This is a genomic window from Pseudolabrys taiwanensis, from assembly GCF_003367395.1.
GTDB classification, from domain to species: Bacteria; Pseudomonadota; Alphaproteobacteria; order Rhizobiales; family Xanthobacteraceae; genus Pseudolabrys; species Pseudolabrys taiwanensis.
Genome location: NZ_CP031417.1, coordinates 1576318 through 1599969 on the forward strand (window position 1 = coordinate 1576318; position 23652 = coordinate 1599969).

Sequence of the window (23652 nt, forward strand, 5' to 3'; positions counted from 1 at the left end):
ACGTCGGCCGACCGTTCCGAACAAGCGTTGAAAAGCGCAGTCAATCGATCGGCAGGCCGGCGTAGTTTTCCGCGAGCGATGTCGAAGCCGCCTCCGAGCTCGCCACATAATCGAGCTCGGCGAGTTGGCGCTTCATGTCGAAGGCGGCGTACTCGCCGCCATGCACCCGGTGCAGCATCTGCGTCATCCACCAGGAGAACCGCTGTCCCTTCCACACGCGCTTGAGCACCGTGGTGGAATAGCGCTCCAGCAGCGCCGTCTCGTGCTTGCGGAAGAACGCCTCGAAGGCGCGCGCCAGAACACGCACGTCCGCCATCGCGAGGTTCATGCCCTTGGCGCCGGTCGGCGGCACGATGTGCGCGGCGTCGCCCGCGAGGAACATGCGGCCGTATTGCATCGGCTCGGCGACATAGCTGCGCATCGGCGTGATGCCCTTCTGCAGGATCTTGCCGCGCTTGAGCGGCCGTACGCCCTGCAGCCGCGTATCGAGTTCCTCCCAGATGCGGTCCTCGGACCAAGCCTCGATGTCCTCGTCCGGCTTGACCTGCAGATAGAGCCGCGACAGGTCGGGTCCGCGCATCGAGAACAGCGCGAAGCCGTTCTCGTGGTAGGCGTAGATCAGTTCCTTCTCCGGCGGCGGCGATTCCGACAGGATGCCGAGCCAGCCGAACGGATAGACGCGGTCGTAGCCAGTCCAGGAGCCTTCCGGCAGGCTCGGGCGGCAGATGCCGTGGAAGCCGTCGCAGCCGGCGATGAAATCGCACTCGATCGTCTCGGCCTTGCCCTGATGCGTGAAACGGATCGTCGGCTTGCCGCTCGCGCCGGCGAAATCGTGCACACTGACGTTCTGCACCTCGAACAGGATCTGCCCGCCATGCGCCAGCCGATGCGCGATCAGGTCGGTCACCACTTCCTTCTGGTCGTAGATGTAGACGTGCTTGTCGATCAGCTTGGTGAAATCGAGCTTGTGCGCTTCGTTGTTGAAGGCGAGGAAAATGCCGTCATGCACCATCGCCTCGCGCTTGAGGCGCTCGCCGACGCCGGTATCGATCAGCATCTGCGCGACCCAGTTTTCCATCAGGCCGGCGCGTACGCGGTTCTCGCAGTAACTGCGCGAACGATCTTCGATGACGATCGACTCGATACCCGCCAGACTCAGAAGATGAGACAGCATCAGGCCCGACGGGCCCGCGCCGACGATGCCGACTTGCGTGCGCATCCGATGTTCCTCCCAGAACGTTTCTTTGCGCTCTATAGGGAGCAGCCCGGGAAGCAGCCAAGGGACAAAGCCGGGAAAGCCTGGAACGTTTTCAGCCGGGCCAGCCGTAACGCGGCACCGCGGCGCAGTAACGGCGATAGACGTCGCCAAATTTGGCCGCAAGATAGCGCTCTTCGCGTTTAACGACGCCGAAATGCAGAATGAGCCCGGTGACGACCGTCATCACCACCATCCAGTCCGACGCGAGCAGCACCGCGAGGCCGAGCAGCACGGCCAGGCCCCCCACATACATCGGGTTCCGCAGCCAGGCGAAAATGCCGGTCGTCACGATCGCGGTCGACGGCTTCCACGGCTCGACATGGGTATGCGCGGCGCGGAAGGCTTTCTGCGCGGCATAGATGAGCGCCACACCCGCGGCCATCAATTCAAGGCCGAGCAGCAGCCGCGTGCCCCACGACAGCATGATGGTCAGCACATAGGCCGGCGCGATCCAATCGAGCAGGAGCCCAAGGACAATGGCGGCAAGCGCCAAGAGCGGCGGCGGCGCAATAACGCCGGCGGTGTCACGCGTCTGATTCATCGGCTGATTCATGGGCGCATTATCGACAACGGCGCAGCGTTTTGAAAGGCGGCGGAAAGCGCCGAGGTGAGCCTCGCACCAGCAAGCGCCGGATATTCCCTCCGCAGTGCCCTATTGGTCGAGCCACTCTCCCAGCGCCGCGTTCACCGCATCCGGCTGTTCCAGCGTCGAGAGATGGCCGCTGCCTGGAACAACGACCAACCGCGAGCCGCCGATGCCGGCGGCCATCTCTTGCGCCAGCGCCGGCGGCGTCAGTTCGTCGCCCTCTCCGACCAGCACCAAGGTCGCGCACGCGATCGACGCCAACAGCGGCCGCGAGTCAGGCCGCGTGATGATCGCCCGCTCCTGCTGCACGAAGGCCGTCACGCCGGTGTCATCCGCCATGTCCCGTATCACGCGCACCAAGGCCGCATCGCCGTGCCGGCTCTTGTGCACGAGCCGCGGCGCCAGCGTATCCACGACCTCGGATAGTCTGCCCGCCTCCGCCATGGCGATGAACTTCTCGCGCACGGCGCTTTGCTCCGGTGTGTCGGGTCGCGCCGAGGTGTCGAGCAGCGCCAGTTTGACGATGCGCTCCGGCGCTTGCCGCATCATGGCGAAGGCGATGTAGCCACCCATCGAAAGCCCGGCGAGCGCGAAGCGCGGCGGCGCATGCGCGAGAATACGCGCGGCGATCGCCGTCACATCGGCGTCACGCAGATGATCGGCGACCATGACCGGGCCGCGCGGCCAGAGGGCTGCGACCTGCGGCGCATAGAGACGCGCGCTGCACAGCAGGCCGGGAACGAGCAAAAGTGGTACTGGAAGCGGCATTTTCTCTCCTCACGCGCGAAAAGATTAAGAATTAATACGGCTTATTGCACTGCGGAAGGTTGACTTTGGAGCTATCGGGCCTATGTTCCAGGCAACCGGTCAGACGACAAAGATTCGACCGTCCCCCGCGCAAAGCAACTGGTTTTCATTCGTCCGGCGCGGTGACCCGGAACGGTCTCGCCCTGAGGCTTTATGTCCTTTTCTCAACTCGGCCTATCCGCCAAGGTTCTCGCCGCCATCGAAGCGGCCGGCTACAAGCAGCCCACTCCGATCCAAGAACAAGCCATCCCGCACGTTCTCGCGCGCCGCGATGTGCTCGGCATTGCGCAGACCGGCACCGGCAAGACCGCCGCGTTCGTCCTGCCGATGCTTACGCAGCTCGAACAGGGCCGTGCCCGCGCCCGCATGCCGCGCACGCTGATCCTCGAACCGACGCGCGAACTCGCGGCGCAGGTCGCCGAGAACTTCGAAAAATACGGCAAAAACAGCAAGCTCAACGTCGCCCTCATCATCGGCGGCGTCTCCTTCGACGATCAGGATGCCAAGCTGTTGCGCGGCGTCGACGTGCTGATCGCAACGCCCGGGCGCCTGCTCGATCATTTCGAGCGTGGACGCCTTTTGCTGTCGGCCTGCGAATTGCTGATCATCGACGAAGCCGACCGCATGCTCGACATGGGCTTCATCCCTGACATCGAGCGCATCGGCAAGCTGGTGCCTTTCACGCGCCAGACCTTGTTCTTCACGGCGACCATGCCGCCGGAAATCCAACGTATCGCCGACACCTTCCTGCACAATCCGGTGCGTGTGGAAGTGTCCCGCCCGGCCACCGCCGCGGCGACCATCACGCAGCTGTTGTGCCACACGGGCCGCGATCCGCACGAAAAGCGCGAGACGCTGCGCCGCCTGATCCGTGGCGCCGAGAACTTCAAGAACGCGATCATTTTCTGCAATCGCAAGCGCGAGGTCGCGCTGCTGCACAAGTCCTTGGTCCGCCACAAGTTCAACGCGGTGGCACTGCACGGCGATCTGGACCAATCCGCCCGCACCGCCGCGCTCGACGCCTTCCGCAAGGGCGAAGCCAAGCTCCTGATCGCGTCCGACGTTGCCGCGCGTGGCCTCGACATTCCGGACGTGAGCCACGTCTTCAACTTCGATGTGCCGCATCATGCGGACGACTACGTTCACCGTATCGGCCGCACCGGTCGCGCCGGCAAGCTCGGCACGGCGATCACCATTGTCGCTCCCGCCGACAGCAAGTCGGTCGCCGCCATCGAAAAACTGACCAATATGACCATCCCCTGGATGGAAAAGAGTGCGACCGTCGCGACCGAGGGGGACGCGCCCGTCGAAGCTCGCCCGCCGCGCGAAGAGCGCTCCCGCGGCGAACACCGGCGCGACCGCACGCCGCAACCGCGACGTCAGCATCCGGATCCGGCGCGCGCACCGCGCTCGCGTCCGCAACGCGATCACGACGAGCCGGACATGAGCCATCTGCCGGCCTTCCTGCTGCGGCCGGTGTCGATCAAAGCCTGACGACACCGCCGAAAACCGGGGCGCTTGCAACTAAGAACAATGTTTCGGGCGCAGCCGGTTCCGAGTTTACCGGTCGTTCACTTCCCTCACCTACCGTTGACGTAGCTGGACGCGACGCTGCCAACGGGGGTGGCGCGCGCCTAAACACGTTTCCAGCTGCCGCCTAAGTTTTGGGGGTCTGCAATGGCCGGTCATGCCGACGAGCACGAGCGCACGATGGCGTTCGCTGATATTGCTCTCGGCCAGATCAAGGCCTTGCGGCAAGCGGCAACACCCCGCAATTACGAAATTTGGTATGCTTATGCCACGGGTTATCACCCGTCGTTGAACCATCAGATCAACGAACTGCTGCAGCAGAACGGCGCTTTGTCAGACGCCGATCTCGAGCGCATTTACAACGACTATTTGTCGCCGACGCGCCTCACCGATCGGATCGATACCGTCGGCAATCAGGTGATGGGTGAGATCGAGCAAGTGATGGCGATGATTGACGCCGCCGCCGGCTCGGCCAACAGCTACACCGAGAGCCTCGTCGACATGAGCGAGAAGATCGGCAACTCCAAGGATCGCGAGGGTCTGCGCGCGATCGTGGAAAGCCTGGTGCAGACGGCGAAGGAGATGGAAGTCTCCAACCAGAAGCTGGAAGAGCGCCTCAACGCTTCCAAGCAGGAAATCAACGAGTTGCAGGAGAATCTTGAGGCGGTACGCACCGAGAGCCTGACCGACCCCCTCACCCAGCTCGCCAACCGCAAATTCTTCGACACCTCGCTCGATCGCGCCATTGTCGACGCGCACACCAAGAACGAGCCGCTGTCGTTGATGATGACGGACATCGATCACTTCAAGACGTTCAACGACAACTTCGGCCATCTGACCGGCGACCAGGTGCTGCGGCTCGTGGCCATGTCGGTGAAGCAGAACGTCAAAGGCCAGGATACCGCGGCCCGTTACGGCGGCGAGGAGTTTGCCATCATCTTACCCAACACGGTGCTGCGTTCGGCGATCACCGTCGCCGATCACATCCGCCGCGCGGTGATGACCAAGGAACTGATGAAGCGCTCGACCGGCGAGCATCTCGGCCGCGTCACCATTTCGATCGGCGTCGCCACTTTGCGCAAAGGCGACACGATCCAGTCGCTGATCGAACGGACCGACAACTGCCTCTATTCCGCCAAGCGGCACGGCCGCAACCGCGTGATGTGCGAGACCGATCCCGAGGTCGCCGGCGCGGTCTCGGCCCAGGTAGCCTGAGCGCTACAGCTCGGCCGCGACCGAAAACACGCCGATATAAGCCCGCCCGCCACCGCCATCGAAAATGCCGCGGATGCCATTCGGCTCGAGCTGCATGTCGACGGTGCCGAATTCGATACCGAATTTGAGGTGGTCGATCGGCTTCCAGAACAGGTTGATGCCGGTGCGCAGGCTGCGCGCCCGCGGGCTGGCGAGCAGCAGGTTCGCCTCCAGCGACACGAAGCTGGCGAAGGCGTTCGACTCGAACTGATCCGACCAGACGTGATGATAGCCGCCCACCGCGCTCCAACCGGTGGTGGGCGCGAGGCTGCGCACCGTGTGTTGGTACATCGTCAGATCGGTACTGATGCCGAGATAAGACGAGGCGTCGGACGTGTAGGTCCACTGCGTGTTGAATTCATCGTCCTCGCCGACAAACTTGAACGGCAGCTTCACACCGGCGCTGACGCCCCAGCCGGTGCGCACGGTCGCCGTGTCGGGGAAGAACGGCGCCAGCGGCGACTGCGTGAAATTCGCCCGGCGCAGGACGCCGGAGAGGTGGAGCGTGAAGTCGTCGCGCTCATGGCGCCAGCGCAAGGTGTAGACCGGATCGGACAAGTCGAAGCTTTGGATGCCGGTGTAGGTCTGCGGCGTGGTCGGCAGGTTCGCCTCCAGGCCGGCGGCGAGCGTGTTGTGCTCATCGAGCTTGTATTCGTAGACGATCATGCTCGCCGATCGCCCCGGCGCGTTGGCGGTGGTCAGAAAGTCGCCTTCCCAGAAGCTCATCAGCGTGCCGGTGTAGCCGACCGTCAATAGGCCGAGCTTGTTGTCGAGGCCGGCGCTCCAGCCGGAAACCTTGCCGCTGCCGTTCTGTGTGCCGTCGCCGGTCGCCTTGGACCAGTCAGCCGAGACGGTCGTCTTGAGCGCGCCGACCGGCGTCGCGCGCGTCATCTCGAGGCCGATATTGGCGGAGACCGTGTTCGAGAAAGAGCCGGCGGTCACCGTGCCGTTGCTGTTGACGAAGACCGGCAGTCCGGACGCCGTCTGGCTCGCCTGCTGATAGGTGTAGGAGACGCCGCCGGTCACCTTGGCGCAGGCGCCGGCGACCTCGAAGCGGACGCCCTCATCGTCGTCCCCCTCATCCTCATCGTCTTCATCGTCGTCCGAGACCGCGGCCTTGGCGCCCGCGCCTTTGTCGTCGGACTTTTTACAGGACAACTGCGTGTTTTTGCCGGATGGCCCGCTTTTGGCCGCCGCAGAACCGCCGGCGCAGGCGGCGACCAGCAACGCCAACAACAATAACCGCCACGCCATAAGCCTCGACCTCGCCCCGCGGCATTCCGTGGCAGAGGCGCCGTCCAGTCAAGGTAAGATGGTCCGCCGTTCACAGCCCAGGGCGATACGATCAAATTTTTTTTGCCCGACGTTGGCTGTCGCCGTTCGCTCGGCAGCTTTCCTGGTCGTCTTCTTGGCAGCTTTCCTGGTCGTCTTCTTGGCAGCGCTCCTGGCTGCTTTTTTGGCCGCTGTTTTGGTCGTCTTCGCGCGCTTGCTGTTGACGCCGGCTTTCGCAGCGGACCGCGCCTGGCCGCCGGCCTTCTTGCCTGCAGCCTTCTTGCCGACGGCTTTGGCGCGCGCGACGCCAAGGGCCCGCCGCGCCCAGACGGCGAGTTCTTCCGGATCGTCGTAAAGCCGCTCCGGCAGCCGCCAGTACGAGGTCAGCGTGTGGCGCCCGTTCTTAGTCGTGTAGCTGAAGGGAGTGCAGGCCTCGGCCTCGAAGGCGGCGATGCTCTCGTCATCCGCCTTGAGGTAGATGACGTCGCGCGTGATCAGCGCGAACATCACGTCGTCCGCCCACAATCCGGCGCCGCCGAACATGCGGCGAATCTGGACCGCGCCGAACTCCCGGAACAGATCGCGGATGAAGTCGGCGTCCACGGCTCAGCGGGCGCCGACGGCCTGCTCGCTCGCCGGCGTGATCTGCACGGACTCGCCGCAGCCGCAGGCCGAGGTCTGGTTCGGATTGTTGAAGACGAATTGCGCCGACAGCTTCTCGGTCTTGAAGTCCATCTCGGTGCCGAGCAGGAACAGCACCGCCTTGGGATCGATCAGGAGCTTGACGCCCTTGTCCTCGACCACCTCGTCGGTCGGCTTGATCTCGTCGGCATATTCCATGGTGTATTCCATGCCGGCGCAGCCGCCATTCTTGACGCCGACGCGCACGCCCGCGACCGGCCTGTCGGCGCGGCTCATCACGTCCTTGATACGCGCGGCGGCCGCTTCCGTCAGCCGCATCACCTGGGGTCGAGGTCTTGCAGTAGCCATTCCGCTCTCCTCTCCGACCGGGTTAAAGGCCCGGCAGATCGTCGCTCAAAGTTCAAGTAGTCACTCAAGCGTCTTCGTTAAAGCTCGGTGCCTCTCAGTACGTCGACCATAGCCCGCGCGTGGCGAACTCGACGGCGTGCCCATCCGGATCACGCACATAGATGCTGCGGCCGCCGCGCGGCCAATCAACTGTGCTCTCCACGGCGATGCCATGGTCGCTCAGGCGCTGCTCCCAGGCCGGCAGCGCATCAGCCGCCACACCGAAGGCGAAATGCAGCGGCCCGCTGCCGTCGTGCGGCGGCACCGTGCCGCCCGACAGCGTCACCGGCTTCAGCGTGCCGCCGCGGAGGAACAACAACAGCACACTCTGTCCGCCAACGTCATAGGCACGGAACCGGGTCTCATCGCCATCAAGGCGCGGCAAATCCAACACCTCTTCATAAAACCGGGCAGCCCGCTCCAGGTCGTCGACGTAGAGGCAGGTTTCCAGCACGCGATCCAGCTTCGGCATCCACGTCACCACATATTGAGCACGAGTCGGGCTTCGTCCGACATCCGGCTCGGGTCCCACGGCGGATCCCACACCACGTCGACTTTGGTTTCCTTCACGCCGGGCACGCTCGACACGGCGTTCTCGACCATGATCGGCAGTTCCTGCGCCGACGGGCAGTTGGGCGAGGTCAGCGACATATCGATCTTGACCGTGCGGTCGTCGGCGATATCGACGCGGTAGATCAGGCCGAGCTCGTAGATGTCGGCGGGGATCTCCGGGTCGAACACGGTCTTGAGCGCGCCGACGATGTTGTCGGTGAGCTGATCGAGCTCGGCCTGCGGCAGCGCCGACGACGCGGAAACCGCGGCGTTCTGGGGCGGCTTCTCGACGGCGGCCGGCGTGTCGGCGGTCTGCCGGGTGACGGTGGTCTCTTCGGTCATGCGAAGAATTCCTGCGCCTTGAGGAGCGACGCGGCGAGCACGTCGATCTCCTCCTTGGTGTTGTAGAGAGCGAACGAAGCCCGGCAGGTCGCGGTCACGCCGAAGCGGGCGAGCAACGGCATCGTGCAATGCGTGCCGGCGCGCACGGCGACGCCGGAACGGTCGATGATGGTCGCGACATCGTGCGGATGCGCGCCCTTCAGCTCGAACGAGACGATCGGCCCTTTGCCCTTGGCCTGGCCGAAGATGCGCAACGAGTTGATGGCGCCGAGCTTCTCGTGCGCATAGGCGACCAGCGCGTGCTCATGCGCGCGAATGCGCGCCTTGCCGATCGACTGGATGTAGTCGAGCGCCGCGCCGAGCCCGATCGCCTGCACGATCGCCGGGGTGCCGGCCTCGAACTTGTACGGCGGATCACCGTAGGTGACGACGTCCTGCCCCACCTCTTTGATCATCTCGCCGCCGCCGTTGAACGGCGGCATGGCGGCCAAATGCGCGTACTTGCCGTAGAGCACGCCGATGCCGGTCGGGCCGTACAGCTTATGGCCGGTCATGACGTAGAAGTCGCAGTCGAGGTCCTGCACGTCGACGTCGAGATGCACCGACCCCTGCGCGCCGTCGACCAGCACCGGAATACCGCGCGCATGCGCCGCCTTCACCACGTCCTTGACCGGGACGGCCGTGCCGAGCGCATTCGACATCTGCGTGATCGCCACCATCTTGGTGCGCGGGCCAAGCAGCTTTTCGAATTCCTCGAAGAGGAAATTGCCTTCGTCGTCGACGGGCGCCCACTTGATCACCGCGCCGTAACGCTCGCGCAGGAAATGCCAGGGGACGATATTGGAATGGTGCTCCATGATCGAGAGCACGATCTCGTCGCCTTCCTTGATACGCTCCTTGCCGAACGTATAGGCGACGAGGTTGATCGCCTCGGTGGCGTTGCGCGTGAAGATGATCTCCTCGGTGCGCGACGCATTGACGAAGGCGCGCACCTTCTCGCGCGCGCCCTCATAGGCCTCGGTCGCTTCGTTGGCGAGGAAGTGCAGGCCGCGATGCACGTTGGCGTATTCGTAGGTATAGGCCTTGGTCAGCCGGTCGAGCACGCTCTGCGGCTTCTGCGCCGAGGCGGCATTGTCGAGATAGACAAGCGGCTTGCCATAGACGGACATCGCCAGCGCCGGGAAATCGGCGCGTATCTTGGCGACGTCGTAGGAGCCGTTACTCACTGCCGGGTGCATGTCACGACTTTCCTTCGGAGCGGCCACTCACCCGTTCGTTCCCGCGCAAGCGGGAACCCACGGGCCACACGCAGAGCGTTTCGATCCGCCGCGCTGGGTCCCCGCTTTCGCGGGGACGAATGGAGCAAGGGGACCGCCTCATCGCCGCGCCTCCAGCCACTTCACCGCCGCGGCCATGAGCGCGTCACGCAAGCCTTCCTGCGCCACCTCCTCCACCGCCTCGCCGATGAAAGCCTGGATCAGCAGCGCCTCGGCCTCCTTCTCGGAGATGCCGCGCGACATCAGATAGAACTTGAGACCCAGATCGAGCGCACCGGCCGTGGCGCCGTGGCCGCAGGCCACGTCGTCGGCGAAGATCTCCAGCTCCGGCTTGTTGTCGGCTTCCGCCGTGTCGGACAAGAGAAGCGCCCGCGTCATCATCCGCGCATCGGTCTTCTGCGCGTGCGGCTCGACCACGATCTTGCCCTGGAACACGCCATGGCTCTCATCGTCGAGCACCGTCTTGAACAATTCGCGACTCTCGCAGCCGCGCGCGGCGTGACGGATCATCAGCGTCGTATCGACATGCTCCTTGCCGGCCAACAGGCTGACGCCGCGGATGGCGGCATGGCTGTTCTCGCCGGCAAAATGCACGAAGCTCTGATTGCGCACGACGCTCGAGTCGGCGGTGAACGCAAAGCCGCGGAACAGCGCGCGTGCGCCGACCTTGGCGAGCAGGCTCGCCACATGCACCGCGCGCGCCTGCGTGAGCTTGAGATAGTCGACCTGCGCCTCGTCACCGACGATCAGTTCGAGCGCGGCGTTGACTTGCGTATTGGCGCTGTCGTGATCCTCGATGATCACAACCTTTGCGCCCTTCTCCACCACGATCAGCGATCGCACGAAAGCGGCGCTCGGCGTATCGGAGCCGGCGGCGAAAACGAGATGGATCGGCCGCTTGATCTCGGCGCCGGCGGCAATGCGGATCACCGCGCCATCGCCCATGAAGGCGGTGTTGAGCGCCACCGCGACATCGTCGGTCGGATAGGTCTTGCCGAGATGCTGCGTCAGCAGCGCGTCGCCCTTGGCAAGCGCATCGGCGAGCGAGCCGACGGTCAATCCCGGCTCCGCCGTCAGGTCGGACAATTCCGGCACGAAGGCGCCATCGACGAAGACGAGCTTGCGCGTCTCGACCCCGGCGAGAACTTCCCCCGCCTCTTTGCCGCGCGCCTTCGCCGCCGCATCGGGCGCCGGCGCCAGTGGATTGGCCTCGCGCAGCAGCGCCCGCAGATCGGTGTATTTCCACTCTTCCACGCGCCGGTGCGGCAGGCCACGCGCCTCGAAAGCGCGGATCGCATCCTCGCGCAGCGCGGCGAGCGCGCCTTCGCCCGGCAGCTTCGCGCGCGCGGCCGCGAAAGCCGCGCTCAGCGCCTGCTCGGCAGGAGTCTTGATTGGAGTGACGTCAGCCATCGTGCGCAAACCTCTCAGTCGTCATGGCCGGGCTTGTCCCGGCCATCCACGTCTTGATCGGCTTAGAAAAGTAAGGCGTGGATGCCCGGCACAAGACCGGGCATGACGCCGTGAAAGTGGCACGCCATTGCATTACGCCGCCTCGCCTACGAACTCGGCATAGCCCTTGGCCTCGAGCTCGAGCGCCAGTTCCTTGCCGCCGGTCTTCACAACGCGGCCCTTGGCCAGCACGTGCACGACATCCGGCACGATGTAGTTCAATAGCCGCTGATAGTGCGTGATGACGATCATCGAACGCTCCGGCGAGCGCAGCCGATTGACGCCTTCCGACACCACCTTGAGCGCGTCGATGTCGAGACCGCTATCGGTCTCGTCGAGCACAGCAAGCCGCGGCTCGAGCACCGCCATCTGCAGAATCTCGTTGCGCTTCTTCTCGCCGCCGGAGAAGCCGACATTCACTGCGCGGCGCAGATGCTCCTGGCTGACGCCGAGCTTGGCCGAAGTATCGCGCACCAGCTTCATGAAAGCCGGCGTCGACAGTTCGCCCTCGCCGCGCAGCTTGCGCTGCGCGTTCAGCGCGGTGCGCAGAAACGTCATGGTGGCGACGCCCGGCACTTCGACCGGATACTGGAAGGCCAGGAACACGCCCTTGGCCGCGCGCTCGTCCGGCGCCATGCCGAGGATGTTCTCGCCGTCGAGCAGCACTTCGCCCGACGTGACCTGATAGCCGGGTTTGCCGGCGAGCACGTAAGCGAGCGTCGATTTGCCCGAGCCGTTCGGCCCCATGATGGCCGCGACCTGACCCTTCTCGATGGTCAGCGTCAGGCCGTTGAGGATCTTCTTGCCCTCGACCTCGGCATGCAGGTTTTTGATTTCAAGCAACGACATCAAACATCTCTTTCTTCGAGGCCGCCATCCTTCGAGGCTCGCTTCGCTCGCACCTCAGGATGACGGCACAACCTCTGACCCGTCATCCTGAGGTGCGCGTTCTTACGCGCCTCGAAGGATGACGGCCCGCGACTTATCCAACCGACCCCTCGAGCGAGATCGAAATCAGCTTCTGCGCTTCGACCGCGAACTCCATCGGCAACTGCTGCAACACGTCCTTGACGAAGCCGTTGACGACGAGCGCCGTCGCCTCTTCCGCCGACATGCCGCGACTCTGGCAATAGAACAGCATCTCTTCCGAGATCTTCGAGGTGGTGGCCTCGTGCTCGAAGGTCGCCGACGAATTCTTCGCCTCGATATACGGCACCGTATGCGCGCCGCATTCGTTGCCGATCAGCAGCGAGTCACAGTTGGTGAAGTTGCGCGCGCCGGTCGCGCGGCGATGCGCCGAAACGAGCCCGCGATAGGTGTTGTTCGAGCGGCCCGCCGAGATGCCCTTGGAGATGATCCGGCTCGTCGTGTTCTTGCCGAGATGGATCATCTTGGTGCCGCTATCGACCTGCTGATAGCCGTTCGAGATGGCGATCGAATAGAACTCGCCGCGCGAATTGTCGCCGCGCAGGATGCAGCTCGGATATTTCCAGGTGATCGCCGAGCCAGTCTCGACCTGCGTCCACGAAATCTTCGAGCGCGCACCGCGGCAGTCGCCGCGCTTGGTGACGAAGTTGAAGATGCCGCCCTTGCCGTTGGCATCGCCCGGATACCAGTTCTGCACCGTCGAATACTTGATCTCGGCATCGTCGAGCGCGACAAGCTCGACCACCGCGGCATGAAGCTGGTTCTCGTCGCGCATCGGCGCCGTGCAGCCTTCCAGATACGAGACGTAAGCACCCTTGTCGGCGATGATCAGCGTGCGCTCGAACTGGCCGGTGTTCTTCTCGTTGATGCGGAAATAGGTCGACAGCTCCATCGGGCAGCGCACGCCCTCCGGCACGTAGACGAACGAGCCGTCGGAGAACACCGCCGAGTTCAGCGTCGCGAAGAAGTTGTCGGAGGTCGGCACGACCGAGCCGAGATACTTCTTGATCAGGTCGGGATGCTCGCGGATCGCCTCCGAGATCGGCATGAAGATCACGCCGGCCTTCTTCAGTTCATCCTTGAAGGTGGTGGCGACCGACACCGAGTCGAACACGGCGTCGACCGCGACGCGGCCGCGCGCTTCGCCGCCCGTCATCTCGTCGTCGTCGAGCGTCGAAGGCTCGCCCTGCTTGCGCACGCCGGCGAGGATCTCCTGCTCCTTCAGCGGAATGCCGAGCTTCTCGTAGGTCTTGAGAATCTCCGGATCGACCTCGTCGAGCGACGTCGGCCCCGCCTTCTGCTTCGGCGCGGCGTAGTAATAGATGTCCTGATAATCGATCTTCGGATACTTCACGCGCGCCCAGGTCGGCTCGCGCATGGTCAGCCAACGGCGAAACGCCTCGAGCCGCCACTGGAGCATCCACTCCGGCTCGTTCTTCTTGCCCGAGATGAACCGGACGGTGTCTTCGGTCAGGCCCTTTTCGGCCTTCTCGGATTCGATGACAGTCTCGAATCCATACTTATACTGGTCGACGTCGATAAGGCGGACCTGATCGACGGTCTCTTGTACAGCCGGCATTCTTCCCTCCGCTCACGGTTGCAAGGACCGCGGGTTGGATTTGTCGGTTATGGTCGGTTCGCTTCGTTCGTCGCGATCGGTTCCGGGGTGATACCGCCTCAGGCGGCGATGTTCGGTTGTCTCTTAAGTAAGGTCGAAACCACCGTATTCCAAGCAGTTAGCAGCTTTTCGACATCTGTTTCGGCGGTCTCCCAGCCGAGCGAAATGCGCAGGGCGCCGGAAGCCAGCGCCGGTTCCACGCCCATCGCCGCCAGCACATGCGAGGCCTGCACCTTGCCGGACGAGCAGGCAGAGCCTGACGACAAGGCTATGCCCTTGAGATCGAAGGCGATTAGTGCGGTCTCGGCCTTGAGGCCGGGAACCGCGACGAGGCTCGTATTTGGCAGGCGCGGCGCGGCGGCGCCGAAGATGACGGCCTCCGGCGTTGCGGCCGTGATGCCGTCTTCCAGCCGATCGCGCAACGCGGCCATGCGGACCGAGTCACCCTCGCGCGCGGTTCGGGCGGCTTCGGCGGCGGCGCCGAATCCGGCGAGCGCCGGAACATTCTCGGTGCCGGCGCGGTAGCCCCGCTCCTGACCGCCGCCCCGGATCAGCGGGTCGGCCATATGGATGTCGCTTCGGCGCACCAGCGCGCCGGCGCCTTGCGGGCCGCCGAGCTTGTGCGAGGACAGGCTGAGCAAGTCGGCGCCGAGCGCGGCCATGTCGCACGGAATGCGGCCGGCGCCCTGCACGGCATCGACATGCAGCAGGCCGTTTGCGGCATGCACAATGTCGGCGATGACGCGGATGGGCTGGATGACGCCGGTCTCGTTATTGGCGAGAAGCACCGAGACCAGCGGGCGCTCGGCCTTGGCGAGCATGGCCGTCAGGGCGTCGAGATCGACGAGACCGTTCGCATCGACCGGTAGGGTGTCGATCTGCTCCGGCGCAAAGCGGCCGCCGGCCAGCACGGACGGATGCTCGACGGCTGACACGAACAGCCGGTCGCGCGGCGCCTTGCGGCCGCCGGCTTCCAGCGCCGGCGTCAGGGCCAGGGCGTTCGCCTCGGTCGCGCCGCTCGTGAAAATGACGCTCTTCGCGTCGGCGCCGACCAGCGCGGCGACCTGGGCCCGTGCCTTTTCCAGGCGTCCGCGGGCGGCGCGGCCCTCGGCATGGACGGAGGACGCGTTGCCACCCTCGGCCAGCGCTTCGACCATGGCATCGCGGGCTACCGCTCGCAGCGGCGCCGTCGCGTTCCAGTCAAAGTAAGCCCGCTCGCTCATACCGCCTGCCAGTACCAAATTACCGTTCGGCTCCTAGGCCCCGCAAAAAGCTTGCTTTTTGCCCTGGCCTTCATGCTAGAAGCCGTCGTTCCGATCCAGGCAGCTTATAGCCTGTGTTGCGACGGTGAACACTGGAAATCATATAATTAGAATAATTCTAATCTGAGACCGGTCTTACCGCCGTCGCCCGGGCTTTGCCCGGATGTGGTGCCCATCGAATGCCGACACTAGATATAGCGGCAGCTTGGTTCGAGGTTATTCAGAATGCCTGAAGTCATCTTTACGGGTCCCGCCGGTCGCATCGAGGGCCGGTACCATCCTGCCCGCCAGAAGAACGCGCCGATCGCGATCGTGCTGCACCCGCATCCGCAGTTCGGCGGCACGATGAACCACCAGATCATCTACCAGCTCTACTATCAGTTCGTGCACCGCGGCTTCTCGGCGCTGCGCTTCAACTTCCGCGGCGTCGGCCGCAGCCAGGGTTCGTTCGACCACGGCACCGGCGAGCTGTCGGACGCCGCCGCCGCGCTCGACTGGGCGCAGACCATCAATCCGGAAGCCAAGAGCTGCTGGATCGCCGGCTTCTCGTTCGGCGCCTGGATCGGCATGCAGCTGCTGATGCGCCGCCCGGAGATCGAGGGCTTCATCTCGATCGCGCCGCCGGCCAACCTCTACGACTTCTCGTTCCTCGCCCCCTGCCCGTCGTCGGGCCTGATCATTCACGGCGACAAGGACGCGGTGGTGCCGGCCAAGGACGTGAACACGCTGGTCGAGAAGCTGAAGACGCAGAAGGGCATCGTCATCGAGCAAAAGGTGCTGCCCGGCGCCAACCACTTCTTCGACGGCAAGGTCGAGCCGCTGCTGACCTCGATCGGTCAATATCTCGACAAGCGGCTCAAGACCCCCGAGCGCAAGCCGGCGGCCTGAGCCGGTCGTTATCGGACAATCCGTCGTCCCTACCCTGATCTGTCGTCCCCGCCAAGGCGGGGACCCTACTCTATGCCTTATCGAAAGGCTGCGGCGTATGGGTCCCGGCTCGCGCTCGCGAAGGCTCGCTTGGCCGGGACGACATCACCTCACATCTGCACCGTATAACCACCGTCGATCGGAATGGCCGTGCCGGTGACGAAGTCCGACGCGGCCGACGCCAGGAACACGGCGATGCCGGCGAAGTCTTCCGGCTTGCCCCAGCGCGCGGCCGGGGTCCGCGCCAGGACGCGCTCGTCGAGCCCCTCGACCTGCTTGCGGGCGCCGCGCGACATATCGGTGTCGATCCAACCCGGCAGGATGGTGTTGACCTGGATGTTGTCCTTCGCCCAGGCGACCGCCAACGACCGCGCAAGCTGGACGATGCCGCCCTTGCTCGCGGCATAAGGCGCACTCCATCCCGACGCCAGGATCGACATCACCGAACCGGTATTGATGATCTTGCCCCCGCCGGCCTTCGCCATGTGCGGGTACGCCGCTTGCGAACACAGCAGCGCGCTGGTGAGATTGGTATCGATCACCTGATGCCATTCGGCGGCGGTGACCTGCTCCGGCGCCTTGCGCACGGACGTCCCGGCATTGTTGATCAGGATATCGAGCCGGCCGAAGCGTGACGCCACCTGCCCGATCGTATCCTTGCAGGACTGCTCGCTGACGACGTCGAGCGTCGCGAAATCGGCTTCACCGCCATGCGCGCGCAACGCCTTCAGCGCCGCTTCCGCCTTGCTCTTGTCGCGACCGGCGATCACCACGGTCGCGCCGGCGGCCGCCAGGCCCTCGGCCATGCCGAGCCCAATGCCGCCATTGCCGCCGGTGACGAACGCGATGCGTCCGGTCAAATCGAAACTCTTCATCCTTACGGCCTCCACTATGCTTATGGTCTTGCAACGACGCCGCCGCTCATCGGTTGCGGCGCGCCGGTTGTTTTTGGAAATGTGATCGGCAGATCGTTGAGCGTGCGCACGGCAAGATAAGCGAAAGCCTGCGCCTCGATCGAATCCGCCGACCAGCCGACCGCATTGGCGGTTTCCACCGTCGCCGGTGCGAGCCGCTCGGTCAACATACGCATCAATGTCGGGTTGTGCGCGCCGCCGCCGCAGACGATCCACGATTTCGGCGTCGCCGGCAGATGCGGCACGACACGCGCCACGCTCGCCGCCGTAAGCGCCGACAAAGTCGCCGCGCCGTCCGCGACGGTGAAACCCGGCAGGTCGATATTGGCGAAAGCAAAGGCATTGCGGTCGAGCGACTTCGGGCAATGCTGATCGAAGAACGGATGATCGAGCACGCGCGCAACGAACGTTTCGTCCACGCGGCCGCGCGATGCCTGATCGCCATCGCGATCGAGCGGCAGGCCGGTGCGCGCGCGCATGAAGTCGTCGATCAGCGCATTGCCCGGTCCGGTGTCGCAAGCGACCGGGTCGCCACCGTCGACCCACGTGACATTGGCGACGCCGCCGACGTTCAACACCGCCATCGGATGCGCATGCGAGAGTCCGCGGGCCAAAGCCTGATGGAAGATCGGCACCAGCGGCGCGCCCTGTCCGCCGGCGGCGACGTCGGCGGCGCGGAAATCGTACGCGACCGGCAGCTTCAACCGGCGCGCCAGCGCCGGGCCGTCGCCGATCTGTACCGTGAGGCGCAATTCGGGGCGATGGATCACGGTCTGGCCGTGGAAGCCGACAATGTCGACGTCGGCGATGCTGTTGTCGCGCAGAAACGTCTCGACCGCTTCCGCATGCGCCGCGGTGACGAAGGCCTCGGCCTCTTTCAGCACACCCGGCCGCGCCCAGCGGTCGTTGAGTTTGGCGCCCTCGGCGAGCGCCGCCCGCAGGAGATCCCGCTCGCTTTCGGAATAAGGCCGGTAGCCGACCGGCCCGAAGGCCGCGATCCGTTCGCCGTCGGTCTCGATCAAGGCCACGTCGACGCCGTCGAGCGAGGTGCCGCTCATCAGCCCGATCGCCCGCACCACCCCAGCCCCCAAAACGACCGTCCCGTCGGTTGAATCCAGCCCTGGACCTGTTACACCACCCGCCCGAGGGAAGCGACCCGCCTGCCGAGTGACGTCTATGAGCGCCTATAAGTCTGAATTTCTTAACATTCTTGCCGAGCGTGGCTTCATCCACCAGGTCTCCGAGCCGGAGATTTTGGATCAGCGTGCCATGGAAGGCACGATCACGGCCTATATTGGCTACGACTGCACGGCGCCCTCGCTGCACATCGGCCATCTGCTGCCGACCATGATGCTCTATTGGCTGCAGCAGACCGGCCACCGGCCGATCGCGCTGATGGGTGGCGGCACCACGCGCGTCGGCGATCCGTCCGGCAAGGACGAGACGCGCCGCGTGCTGACCAACGAGGTCATCAACGAGAACCTCGCCTCGATCCGCAAGACGTTCTCCAAGTTCCTCAAGTTCGAGGCCGAAGGCGGCAACGCCGTCATGGCCAACAATGCGGACTGGCTGAATACGCTCAATTACATCGACTTCCTGCGCGACGTCGGCCGGCACTTCTCGGTCAACCGCATGCTGTCGTTCGACTCGGTGAAGCTGCGGCTCGAGCGTCAGCACGAACTGTCGTTCCTGGAATTCAACTACATGATCCTCCAGGCCTACGACTTCGTCGAACTGAACAAGCGTTACGGCTGCACGCTGCAGATGGGCGGCTCCGATCAGTGGGGCAACATCGTCAACGGTATCGATCTCGGACGCCGCATGAACAATGCGCATCTGTTCGCGCTGACGGCACCGCTGATCACCACCGCCTCCGGCGCCAAGATGGGCAAGACCGCGGCCGGCGCGGTGTGGCTCAATGCCGATCTCGTCAGCCCGTACGGCTACTGGCAGTTCTGGCGCAACACCGAGGACGGCGACGTCACGCGCTTCCTCAAGCTGTTCACGATCCTGCCGCTCGACGAGATCGCCAGGCTCGGCGCGCTCAAGGGCGCCGAACTCAACGAGGCCAAGAAGGTGCTGGCGACGGAAGCGACCGCGCTGATGCACGGCCGCGAGGCCGCCGAGCAAGCGGCCGAGACCGCGCGCAAGACCTTCGAGGAAGGCGCGCTCGCCGAGAGCCTGCCGACGATCGAGATCGCGCGCGCGGAGCTCGATAACGGCATTGGTGTGCTCGTCGCCTTCGCCGAGAAGACGGGGCTCGTGTCGTCGAACGGCGACGCCCGCCGTCAGATCAAGGCCGGCGGCTTGAAGGTCAACGACGTCACCGTCAGCGACGAAAAGTCGACGTTGTCGGCGAAGGACCTGACGCCCGAAGGCGTGATCAAGCTCTCGCTCGGCAAAAAGAAACATATACTGCTCAAGCCGACGTGAGAGTCTTGGCCAGCCGGCCTCTCCCCCCGCGGTCATTGCCGGGCTTGACCCGGCAATCCATGAAGCCGTGCAACCACCGGTGCGGAACGTACGGCTCTCAGAATTGGAGAAGCTTCATGGATGCCCGGGTCAAGCCCGGGCATGACGCTGAGTGCGTGGCCGCGCCCTGCATTGTCGACACGCCTTTGCAACCTTAAGCTCACCGCGTCGGCGCCGGCGGCACGAAGCTCGGATCGAATGAGCCCGGCGACGGAATGAACTTGCGCGACCGGCCCACCGCGGTTGATGGTCAATCCGGTGACGGCCATCGCGCCCGGTTTGTTGCGCGTACTGAACGCCTTCGTTTCGTCTACGTTGGTGTCATCGACGAGTGAAGCTCGTCGACGGATTAAAGCAGGCGGTCTCAAGGTGAACGATGTTACCGTCACCGACGAAAAGTCGACGTTGTCGGCGAAGGACCTGACGCCCGAAGGCGTGATCAAGCTCTCGCTCGGCAAGAAGAAACATATACTGCTCAAGCCGACGTGAGAGTCTTGGCGAGCCGGCCTCTCCCCCGCGGTCATTGCCGGGCTTGACCCGGCAATCCATGAAGCCGTGCAACCACCGGTGCGGTACGTACGGCTCTCAGAATTGGCGAAGCTTCATGGATGCCCGGGTCAAGCCCGGGCATGACGCTGAGTGCGTGGCACGACGTCGGACGTGCGCACGGCGCAAGCGCGCCTTTGCGCACCCTACCTGCTCGTCACCTCGTCGGCGCGGGCGGCACGAAGCTCGGATCGAACGAACCCGGTGACGGAATGAACTTGCGCAACAAACCGGGCGCGATGGCCGTCACCGGATTGACCATCAAGCGCGGCGCGCCGGGCGGTCCGGTCGCCTCGTAAGCGATGCCGACGAGACCCTCATTGCTGCCGCCGCCAAGGAACAGCCCGACGATCGGGATCTGCCCGAACATGTTGTTGAGGCCGTAGAACGGGACGAAGGTGCCGCGCAGATGCACCTCGTCGCGCACGTAGTCGATGTTGCCTTCGACGGTGGCGCCGACCAGCGGTCCGCGCACGATGCCGTCGCGGATCGACATCTTGCCCGTCGAGCGCGTGAAGTCGGCGCGCATCTCGCTGAAATCGACCGAGCCCTTGCCTGACCCGTTCGGCGCGTTCGACACCACGCTGTCGAGCGCCGGCTCGCCGCGCACGACGAAATTGCGGATGAACAAGGTGCCGAACTGCGGCGTCTGCTCGGCGTTCGGCGGGTCCATCGCCACCCACATCTGGCCGCCGAACATGCGCGGATACATGTCGGTGAAGCGGAACAGCGCACCGGCATCGTCGGTCTCGAGATAAACGACCTGATGGTTGTCGCGCGCCCGCAGCCGCAGATCGCCGATCAAAGGCGAGTCGCGGCCGATCTTGGAACTCATCGACAAGCTGCGAATGTTGCCGTTGCGGCGCCCGAGCTTGAGATCGAGTCCGCGCAACGTTTCGCCGTTGTGACCGGCGACCGTGCCGATCTTGATATCGAGATCGATGTCGGGCGACTTGGACTTGCTCTTTTCGCTGGAGCCGGCCATCGACGCCTTGACGAAGCCGCGGCCGTCATAGACGTCGCCGCGCACGACGACGCGCAGCACATTGTCGTTGCCGCGATCGGCCTTCACCGTGACCTTGTCGCCCTCCGACAGGCTGAACACCGGGAAGTTGGCGTTCATCAGGTCGCCGCTATTGTCGACTTCGAGCGCGCCCTTCACATTGGCGCCGTTTCCGTCGATGAGCAGATCCTCGAAGCGCATGCTCTTCGCCGACTTGATCAGCGTGAAGGTCGCGCGTGCCGCCTTGCCCGCCCCCTTCGTCCAGCCCGGCAGCAGATTGTCGATCTTCACCGGCGTCAGATCGGCATCGACGGTCATGCGCTCGTCGGTGACGTTGTCGCCGACACGGCCGATGAGCCTGATCGGCATGCCGCCGACCAGCGCGCTGCCAAGATCGAGTCCCAACCGTTTGCGGGCGGCTTCATCCAGCGTCGCCGTAAGCTTGAGCTCGGCGTCGGCATCGCGCTTCTGCTTGCGGACCTCGATCGAGGCCGGTGTCCCGTTGATCTTGACGTCGCCCTTGATCTGGTAAGCGTCGCTGGAGGCGACCACCTTGAGCGCGGCGGCTTCGATCTTCTGCCCCATCAGCAGCTTGTCGGCCGCGAAATTGGTGAGATCGGCATTGACGACATAGCTCAGCGAATTGGGTGGCGCCGTCTTGCCAATCAGGAAATTGATCGCGACCTGCGCGGCGAGAGTGCCGCGGCTGGAGGCGGGATCGAGCGAAAGGCCGATGGTTTGCCGCATGGCATCGCTCGACAGGAAGGCCGCCGCCGCCGGAACCGTGCCGTCGATGCGGAAGGTGGCACGCGCCTTCGACGGCTTCTGATGCGTGTCGGCTATTTCGAACACGCCGCTCGCGATGTTGAGCTTGCGCCCCTGGTCGACATCGATGGTGCCGCGGCCGAGATTGACGCTGGCGCTACCGCCGGTGATACGCACGGTCAGGTCGGCGTCGCGGATCGCCGGCAGGTCCGGGACCGGTTTCAACGTGGTGTCGCTGGTCTCGACGTCGACCGACAACGCCTCCTCCGCCATCGGCGGGCCCTTCTCGTCGTATTGCGACAGAGGCGCATTACCGGCGATCAGGATGCGTTCGACGGTGCCGCTCGAAATGTGATCGAGCACCCAGCTGCGCACATCCGTCGCCGCGAAGACGGGCCAGACGCGCTTCATCACCGCGATCGGCATGCGGTTGGCGGCGACGCCGAAGGCGAGCTGCGGATCGGGTGTGGAGAAGTCGAAGCTGCCGGTGACGGCGACGCCGAAGTTGAGCGAGGGCCGCGTATCGATGCGGCGGAAATCGCCCTGCTCCAGATCGATGCGCTTGCGCGCCGGATCGATGCGCAGGCGCGCATTGGCGCGGTTGAGCGCCAGACTTTCCTGATCGTGCTGGTTTGCGCCGAAGATGATCGGATCGATCACCGCGTCGCCGCGGGCGAGCGTCATCGTCCAGGCGGTGCTGCCCTCGGCGGGCGCTTCCACCGTCGCCCGCATGGTGAACTGATTGCCGTCGGCCTGGATCTGGAACGGCACGATCAGGCTCTTGCGGCGCGCGTCCCAATTGAGACGGAATTCGGCGCGGTCGAGATGGATGTTGCGCCGCTCGTCGGCGTGATCGGCGATCGTGCCCGCATCGGCGAGCAGTTGCCCCTGGATCATCTGCGGCATGCCATTGGCCGCGATTTCGGCGCGGATGCTGGCCGACAGCGGCAGATCCGCATCGACGGAATCGTCGTTGAGCCGCAGCGCCAGCAGAATGTCGCGGGTCGAGATCCGCCGCGCCTCGATGCCGACGGCGCGGACGCCGTCCTCGAGCGGGCGCATGGCGGCGGTCAGATTCCACGGCCGCTCGGGGCTGGCGGACTCGATCTTGAAGATGATGCCGCCCTGGCTCGGGCGCGTCAGGCTCACATTGATGCGCTCGAAGCTCAGCCGTTTGCCGTTGCGCTGGTCCTCGACCACGAGGCGGCCGTCCTTGAGGCCGATCTGGCGCAGATCGTCGAGGTCGCCGCTGCCGACATTGTCGACGAAAGCGAGCGCTTCGGCGAACTCCTGCAGGCCGGTCTTGACCGCCGGGCTCGCCCCGACGGCGGGGTCCGCCGGTGTCGGCGGCGGCGGCGGCGTCAACGGCGGCGCTGCGGTCGCGATCGGCCGCTTGTCCGCCCCCGCGAAGACGGTGACGCCGCCGTCGGTTTCGATGCGGACCGACATTTCAGCGCCGACCAGATTGAGGCTGGACGCGCGCAACTCGCCTGACAAAAGACTGCGGCCGGAGATGCCGACTTCGGCCTTGGGTGCGCTGGCGACCACGGTGCCATCGGTATCGCGCACGACGATGTCGCGCAGACGCAGCGAGGTGTGGCCGTTCTCGTCACGCTCGATCTGCGTGCCGCCGACGGTAACAGTGTGCTTGCCGCCAAAATTCTGTTCGATCGCCGCCTTGAGCCAGGGCGTCACGATATCGAGTTCGATCGGCCCGTTGCTCAGTCGCCACCACAGACCGCCGAGGCCCAGGGCGAGCAGCACGACCAGAACGCCGACCCCGACGACGAAGCGGCGCAGCCAAGGATGCAGGCAGAACCAGAGCAATGCATCGCGGACAAGACTGCACCCCCCGAGCACCC

Annotated in this window: 20 protein-coding genes and 1 pseudogene; 5 read left to right on the forward strand and 16 right to left on the reverse strand. The window is 64.8% G+C overall.

Annotation, left to right across the window (positions count from 1 at the left end):
• Positions 1-40 precede the first annotated feature (40 nt).
• From DW352_RS07560 to DW352_RS07570, 3 genes are all read right to left on the reverse strand, one after another.
• Entirely contained in the window at positions 41-1219 is a 1179-nt protein-coding gene (locus tag DW352_RS07560; protein ID WP_115689980.1) for a 4-hydroxybenzoate 3-monooxygenase, read from the reverse strand.
• Between the two features lie 91 nt (positions 1220-1310).
• Positions 1311-1799: a methyltransferase family protein gene (locus tag DW352_RS07565; RefSeq protein WP_162826839.1), complete on the reverse strand. Its 489-nt coding sequence runs from the start codon at positions 1797-1799 to the stop codon at positions 1311-1313.
• Positions 1800-1910: 111 nt separating this feature from the next.
• A complete protein-coding gene (locus DW352_RS07570) occupies positions 1911-2612 on the reverse strand; it encodes an alpha/beta fold hydrolase (protein ID WP_115689984.1) in 702 nt (233 codons plus the stop codon).
• A 192-nt stretch (positions 2613-2804) separates the two neighbouring features.
• Between DW352_RS07570 and DW352_RS07575 the strand changes: the two genes are divergently transcribed.
• Together DW352_RS07575 and DW352_RS07580 are read left to right on the forward strand one after the other, a co-directional pair.
• The gene (locus tag DW352_RS07575) at positions 2805-4145 is read left to right on the forward strand and encodes a DEAD/DEAH box helicase (protein WP_115689986.1); all 1341 of its coding nucleotides are present in this window, start codon (positions 2805-2807) and stop codon (positions 4143-4145) included.
• 183 nt (positions 4146-4328) lie between these two features.
• On the forward strand, positions 4329-5396 hold the full coding sequence (locus tag DW352_RS07580) for a diguanylate cyclase (RefSeq protein WP_115689988.1): 1068 nt from the start codon (positions 4329-4331) through the stop codon (positions 5394-5396).
• A gap of 3 nt (positions 5397-5399) precedes the next feature.
• Here DW352_RS07580 and DW352_RS07585 read toward each other — a convergent pair whose 3' ends face one another.
• From DW352_RS07585 to DW352_RS07630, 10 genes are all read right to left on the reverse strand, one after another.
• The gene (locus DW352_RS07585) at positions 5400-6689 is read right to left on the reverse strand and encodes a DcaP family trimeric outer membrane transporter (protein ID WP_115689990.1); all 1290 of its coding nucleotides are present in this window, start codon (positions 6687-6689) and stop codon (positions 5400-5402) included.
• 48 nt (positions 6690-6737) lie between these two features.
• Positions 6738-7310 (reverse strand): TfoX/Sxy family protein, encoded by a 573-nt coding sequence (locus DW352_RS07590; RefSeq protein WP_245434354.1) that lies wholly within the window; start codon positions 7308-7310, stop codon positions 6738-6740.
• A gap of 3 nt (positions 7311-7313) precedes the next feature.
• On the reverse strand, positions 7314-7697 hold the full coding sequence (gene sufA / locus DW352_RS07595) for a Fe-S cluster assembly scaffold SufA (protein WP_115689992.1): 384 nt from the start codon (positions 7695-7697) through the stop codon (positions 7314-7316).
• A gap of 94 nt (positions 7698-7791) precedes the next feature.
• Entirely contained in the window at positions 7792-8208 is a 417-nt protein-coding gene (locus DW352_RS07600; protein WP_115689994.1) for a VOC family protein, read from the reverse strand.
• A 5-nt stretch (positions 8209-8213) separates the two neighbouring features.
• Positions 8214-8630, reverse strand: coding sequence for an SUF system Fe-S cluster assembly protein (locus DW352_RS07605; protein ID WP_115689996.1), 417 nt, complete (start codon positions 8628-8630; stop codon positions 8214-8216).
• Entirely contained in the window at positions 8627-9868 is a 1242-nt protein-coding gene (locus DW352_RS07610) for a cysteine desulfurase (protein ID WP_115689998.1), read from the reverse strand. Before DW352_RS07610 ends, DW352_RS07605 begins: the two co-directional genes overlap by 4 nt.
• 138 nt (positions 9869-10006) lie before the next feature.
• Positions 10007-11317, reverse strand: a complete 1311-nt coding sequence (gene sufD, locus DW352_RS07615; protein WP_115690000.1) for a Fe-S cluster assembly protein SufD — start codon at positions 11315-11317, stop codon at positions 10007-10009.
• 132 nt (positions 11318-11449) lie between these two features.
• Positions 11450-12205, reverse strand: a complete 756-nt coding sequence (sufC, locus tag DW352_RS07620) for a Fe-S cluster assembly ATPase SufC (protein ID WP_115690002.1) — start codon at positions 12203-12205, stop codon at positions 11450-11452.
• A gap of 133 nt (positions 12206-12338) precedes the next feature.
• Positions 12339-13862, reverse strand: coding sequence for a Fe-S cluster assembly protein SufB (gene sufB / locus DW352_RS07625; RefSeq protein ID WP_115690004.1), 1524 nt, complete (start codon positions 13860-13862; stop codon positions 12339-12341).
• Positions 13863-13960: 98 nt separating this feature from the next.
• The gene (locus tag DW352_RS07630) at positions 13961-15124 is read right to left on the reverse strand and encodes a cysteine desulfurase family protein (protein WP_115690006.1); all 1164 of its coding nucleotides are present in this window, start codon (positions 15122-15124) and stop codon (positions 13961-13963) included.
• A 264-nt stretch (positions 15125-15388) separates the two neighbouring features.
• On the opposite strand from DW352_RS07630, the gene DW352_RS07635 reads away from it, so the two are divergent.
• Entirely contained in the window at positions 15389-16051 is a 663-nt protein-coding gene (locus tag DW352_RS07635) for an alpha/beta hydrolase (protein WP_115690008.1), read from the forward strand.
• 149 nt (positions 16052-16200) lie between these two features.
• Here DW352_RS07635 and DW352_RS07640 read toward each other — a convergent pair whose 3' ends face one another.
• Positions 16201-16965, reverse strand: a complete 765-nt coding sequence (locus tag DW352_RS07640; protein ID WP_115690010.1) for an SDR family NAD(P)-dependent oxidoreductase — start codon at positions 16963-16965, stop codon at positions 16201-16203.
• 20 nt (positions 16966-16985) lie between these two features.
• Positions 16986-18062: an anhydro-N-acetylmuramic acid kinase gene (locus DW352_RS07645; RefSeq protein WP_245434355.1), complete on the reverse strand. Its 1077-nt coding sequence runs from the start codon at positions 18060-18062 to the stop codon at positions 16986-16988.
• Between the two features lie 118 nt (positions 18063-18180).
• Between DW352_RS07645 and tyrS the strand changes: the two genes are divergently transcribed.
• The gene (gene tyrS, locus DW352_RS07650) at positions 18181-19437 is read left to right on the forward strand and encodes a tyrosine--tRNA ligase (RefSeq protein ID WP_115690014.1); all 1257 of its coding nucleotides are present in this window, start codon (positions 18181-18183) and stop codon (positions 19435-19437) included.
• 321 nt (positions 19438-19758) lie between these two features.
• A pseudogene (locus tag DW352_RS07655) lies at positions 19759-19965 on the forward strand (S4 domain-containing protein); the annotation flags it as partial.
• Between the two features lie 214 nt (positions 19966-20179).
• On the opposite strand, the gene DW352_RS07660 reads toward DW352_RS07655, so the two are convergent.
• Positions 20180-23617, reverse strand: coding sequence for a DUF3971 domain-containing protein (locus tag DW352_RS07660; RefSeq protein WP_162826840.1), 3438 nt, complete (start codon positions 23615-23617; stop codon positions 20180-20182).
• Positions 23618-23652: the final 35 nt, after the last annotated feature.